This window comes from Kitasatospora sp. NPDC007106, assembly GCF_040634455.1.
GTDB classification, from domain to species: Bacteria; Actinomycetota; Actinomycetes; order Streptomycetales; family Streptomycetaceae; genus Kitasatospora; species Kitasatospora arboriphila.
On record NZ_JBEYFP010000515.1, the window covers coordinates 1 to 4,296 of the forward strand.

General features: G+C 77.4%; 5 protein-coding genes. All 5 read right to left on the reverse strand.

All coding sequences use genetic code 11. The features are described 5' to 3' along the window. Positions 1-317: 317 nt before the first annotated feature. Positions 318-830 (reverse strand): hypothetical protein, encoded by a 513-nt coding sequence (locus ABZ641_RS27360; protein WP_359985844.1) that lies wholly within the window; start codon positions 828-830, stop codon positions 318-320. A gap of 185 nt (positions 831-1,015) precedes the next feature. Next, the gene (locus ABZ641_RS27365) at positions 1,016-1,744 is read right to left on the reverse strand and encodes an oxygenase MpaB family protein (RefSeq protein ID WP_359985846.1); all 729 of its coding nucleotides are present in this window, start codon (positions 1,742-1,744) and stop codon (positions 1,016-1,018) included. After that, positions 1,741-3,003 (reverse strand): MAB_1171c family putative transporter, encoded by a 1,263-nt coding sequence (locus ABZ641_RS27370; protein ID WP_359985848.1) that lies wholly within the window; start codon positions 3,001-3,003, stop codon positions 1,741-1,743. The genes ABZ641_RS27365 and ABZ641_RS27370 overlap by 4 nt, the downstream gene beginning before the upstream one ends. Next, entirely contained in the window at positions 2,996-3,463 is a 468-nt protein-coding gene (locus tag ABZ641_RS27375) for a hypothetical protein (protein WP_344627801.1), read from the reverse strand. The genes ABZ641_RS27370 and ABZ641_RS27375 overlap by 8 nt, the downstream gene beginning before the upstream one ends. Before the next feature lie 97 nt (positions 3,464-3,560). After that, on the reverse strand, positions 3,561-4,031 hold the full coding sequence (locus ABZ641_RS27380) for a helix-turn-helix domain-containing protein (protein WP_344627802.1): 471 nt from the start codon (positions 4,029-4,031) through the stop codon (positions 3,561-3,563). Positions 4,032-4,296: the final 265 nt, after the last annotated feature.

The following is a 4,296-nucleotide window of genomic DNA, read 5'->3' on the forward strand; positions in this document are numbered from 1 at the left end:
CCCGTCCGCCGCGGCGGAGGGCGCGGCGGACGCCTTGCCCGGTGCGGCGACCGCGCCGCCGCCGGTGGAGTCCTCCGGGCCGCAGGCGGCGGCGCCGAACGCGGTCGCGACGAGCAGAGCGGCAACGGCCGCGGGACGGATGCGCATGACGGACTTCCCCCTGGATGACTCGCGTGCGGCCCGCCGGTCACGCCGGCCGACCGCCCCCCGGGCCGCGGCGGTCTGCACGCGGCCGTTCCTGCGGAGCCTACTGGCTGCCACCGACCCCGCCGCGCCCGGCCGGCGGGGTTCCTGTCACACCGTCGGCTGACGCCGGGTCACTCCGGGACATCGGCCTGCAGGCGGTCGCGCAGCTCGCGCAGCCGGTCCGCGGGGGCACCCAGGCCGTTGATCCGCTCCCGGGCGGCCTCGCTGCGCGGGCGGTGGTGGCCAGCGAACGCCAGGTTGGCCGACTGGTGCAGCATCCACTGGTGGTACGCCACCAGCCGGATCGCCAGGTCGCGGACGCCCGCCAGGTCGCCGTCCGCCGGCAGCGCCCGCAGCCAGCCCGTCAGCCTCCCGTACCGGACGGCCTGCCTCGACAGCAGCTCCGCCAGCTCCGGCGCCACCGGTCCCGGCTCCCCGCACACGGCGAGGGCGCGGTCCGCCGCGGCCTGCTCGGCCACCGCCGCGTCCAGCACCGCCAGCAGGGCGGCGGCCTGCGCCTCGCGGTCCGGCGGGCGGTCACCGGGCTCGGCGGGCGGTCGGCCGCGGCCCCGGCCGAGCCCGACCGCCCACCTGCGCAGCACGGCCGACGGACCGCGCCGGGGGGCTGCCGGGGCTGAGGACACGGGCACCTCCGGGCCGGGGACGGGCGGCGGACCGCCGGCCGCGGTGCTGCGGCCGGTCCCCTCCACCGCGCCGGAGCGCCCGGCGTGCACCTCCAGTGTGCGCCCGGCCCGGCCGCCGCGGGCGGTGGCCGTCCGGTGCCTGCCGGTCCCGCCCGGTTCTCGCGGTCGGGCGGTGCCGTCCCGGGTCAGGCCGCCCGGCGGGCCCGTCCGGCGCGCAGACGCAGGGCGGCGTCGACCGCGGTGCGGACGAGGGCGGGCGGCCGGGGTGCGCCGAGCGCGGTCCGCAGGGGCTCGTCCAACAGGGCGGCGGCCAGGACGGGGGCGAGCGGGGCCAGCGGCCCGGGCAGCCGGGAGGCGAGCAGACCGCGGGCGGAGGCCCACAGCTCCCCGGCCTGCGGGGAGGGCGCGAAGCGGCGGCGCTCGACCTCGCGCATCCAGGCCTCGGTGCCCGCGAGGCCGTCGCCGGGCGGCACGGGCAGGCCGAGCGCCCCGGCGAGCTCCAGGTGGAAGGCGTAGGCGGCGTCCCGTTCCGAGGGAGCCGGCCGCCGCGGGCCGTGCTCGTCCATGAACCTCAGCGGGCAGACGGTGAAGCAGGCCAGCACGTAGTGCATCAGCTCGGGCGTGATGCCGGGCCGGTCGTGGACCCGGCGCAGCCCCTCCACCACCCGGTGGCCCTCGGCGCTGCCCGGGCCGTGCCCGATCAGTGTGAACATCGCCGCCCCGGTCGCCTTGGCCCGGGTCTTCGGCTGCCCGGTCACCTGCCCGGTGGCGTGCAGCACGGCGGCGATCTCCGGAATCCCGAAGGTCCGGACGAAGCCCAGGGTCAGCCCGACCCGGGACTCCTCCGGCATCACCTCCAGCACCAGCCGCGCGTACGGGTCGCGGGCACCGCCGGGCGGCCGTGCGCCGCTCATGCCGGGCCCGCGGCGGCGAGCGCCTCGGCGATCAGCGGGCCGTCGAGGCCGCGGGACACCCGGACGAGGTGCGCCCGTTCCTCCGCCGGGTCCGCGTCGAGTCCGGGCAGCACGGCCTGCTCCTCGCGGGGCCGCGGCGGCCGTCCGGCGTCCAGTGCGGCGACGGCGGAGCGCAGTGCGGCGGCGACCACGAGGGCGGCCCGCTCGGGGTCGTCCAGCCCGGCCCGCTCGGCGATCCGGGCGCTGCCGGCGACCACGGCCGGGTCCACCCAGGGCCGCAGGGTGAGCTGGCCGTCCCGGATCTCCAGGCCGCGCCGGGTGGTGCGCCACTCCAGGTCGCGCAGGGCCAGGCGCTCCGTCCAGCGGGCGGGCGGCGCCTCCAGGGCGAGCCGCCGGTCGGCGCGGTAGACGAGGTCCCAGAGCGGGCGCAGCGCCCGGTAGTCGCGTCGGCGCCGGGCCCAGTTGGCGCCCGCCGGGCCGGCGAAGCCCGCGGTGATCAGCAGGGCGCCGACGGCGGCGAAGGCCGGCCCGGCGGCGGTGCTCAGCCACTCGGCGCCGCCGATCCCGGCGGCGGCCGCCCCGATCGCGACGATCTTGCAGAGCACGTAGAGGCAGGCGGTGGCCGAGCCGAGGGCGATCAGCCGGATGCCGCCGCGCAGCCAACCGGCCGGCAGCCGGGCGGCGTGGCCGCGGCAGACCCGGGCGATGTCGATCAGCGCGAAGGCGAAGGCGCCCTGGTACAGCACCAGGAAGCAGGCGATCGCGGGCACCGTCGCGAAGGTGGTGTCGAAGGTGAGCGGCGTCTCCGGCGCACCCGCCCGGCCGGCGGCGAACAGCACCGCCATCAGTGCGGCCAGCACGGCGAACAGCGTCAGCCGGGCCCGGATCCGCCGCCGGGTGCCGGACGAGGAGACGTCCCAGATCCGGTCGCCGTCCCGGTCCCCCGGCGGGGTCCAGATCAGCGCCAGCACCACGGCGGCCGCGGAGAAGCCGGTGATGCCCAGGTACACCAGCAGGGTGGCCAGGTTGCCGGTGTGCGCGAGCCGGTCGATCGCCCGGTAGAGGACGGGCGAGGCCATCAGGAAGGAGCTCGCCGGCGAGGCGATCGCCAGCGCCACCACCAGCAGGCCGGGCGAGGGGTCGCGCCGCCAGGCCCTGAACTTGAGGGCGGCGACCGCCCAGGCCGCCGCGCCGATCGCCAGGTAGACGGCGTTGAACGGCGCCTCGGACACCGCCGGGGCCGCGAACTGCTCAGACATGCTGGCCCTTGCGGTGCTCCAGGGCGGGCGCCAGCTGCGAGGTCGTCCCGGCGCCCGGCGCGAGCACCAGGATCCGCAGCAGCTCCGCGCCGAGCACCTCCGCCTCCTCCTCCGCCGCGTCGTCGTAGTGCGAGCGGCCGAGGACCATGCGCAGGACGTCCGGGTCGATGGTGGGCAGCTCCACCGCGGCGGTCTCCGCGTCCGGCGGGGCGGCCTCCGGCAGGTGCCCGCAGAGCAGGTGGGCGAGCTCGTGGCAGACGATGTGGGCCTGGTGCAGGCCCGAGGTCTCCTGCTCGAAGTGGACGACGTCCTCGCCGGGCAGCCGCTCGACGAAGCCGGAGGGCTCCCCCACCCGCATCCGGCGCGGTGCCAGCCGGACGGGACGGCCCGTCCGTTCGGCGACCGCCGTGCACAGCTCCTCCACCGTGCTCAGCGGAGGCAGCCCCAGCTGCCTGGCCACGGCCCGCATCCGGCGGCGGGTACGTCCCACACCTCGCACGTGCTCCCCTTCGGGAAGCCGCCAGTGGCCCAGCGGCGTCTCCTGCTGCCCGGTCACGTCACTCCGCCGGGCCACCGTCGTCGGGCAGTCCGACCGCCCTGCGCAACTGTTCCACGACCGTGAGGGCGGCGTCCTGCATCTCCGGCGGAAGGCCGGCCGCCCGCATCGCGATCCGCTCCACCCGGGCGTCGCGGAGCGCCTCGATCCGCTGCAGGTCGCGCTCGACGGCCTGCGCGGTCGCGGAGTCGCTGAAGTAGTCCAGGGGCACGCCGAAGAACTTGGCGATCTTCACCGCGTTCTCCAGGCTCGGCTTCTGGGTGCCCTTGCGCAGGTTCCCGATGTACGTCCCGCTGAGGCCGGTGCCGAGGGCGATCTCGGTGTCCCGCCAGGGGCGGCCGAGGTCCTTCGGGTAGATCACCTTGATCAGGCGCCGGAAGCGGGCCGCGAAGTCGGGGGAGCCCGTGTCGGGCCCGGCCCCCTCACCGGACGGCCCGGCGGAGCCCTCCGGTCGCGCAGATTCGGTGGACATGCGCGGATCATAGAACGATCTGACGCTACGCCAGAATCCCCCGACCGGCCCATCCTGCACGATCGTTGAGGAAGAAGTGCTGTTCCGGTGCGCGAGCCGTGCCGGAATCCGGGAGTCCCTCCGGGTGCGATCCACGATAGTTGACAGTCGGTCACGCATTGAGCAGGATCGACCGCACCGGCCCGCCGAGCGCGGCCGCCCGGCCGCATCCCCGGCCCACACGCTCCGGCGCGCCGCTGCCCCACGGGGGTGGGCAACGGCGCCC

Coding starts and splice junctions, on each gene's coding strand:
- ABZ641_RS27365 (WP_359985846.1), bottom strand. CDS start 1,744: ATGAGCGGCGCACGGCCGCCCGGCGGTGCCCGCGACCCGTACGCGCGG.
- ABZ641_RS27370 (WP_359985848.1), bottom strand. CDS start 3,003: ATGTCTGAGCAGTTCGCGGCCCCGGCGGTGTCCGAGGCGCCGTTCAAC.
- ABZ641_RS27380 (WP_344627802.1), bottom strand. CDS start 4,031: ATGTCCACCGAATCTGCGCGACCGGAGGGCTCCGCCGGGCCGTCCGGT.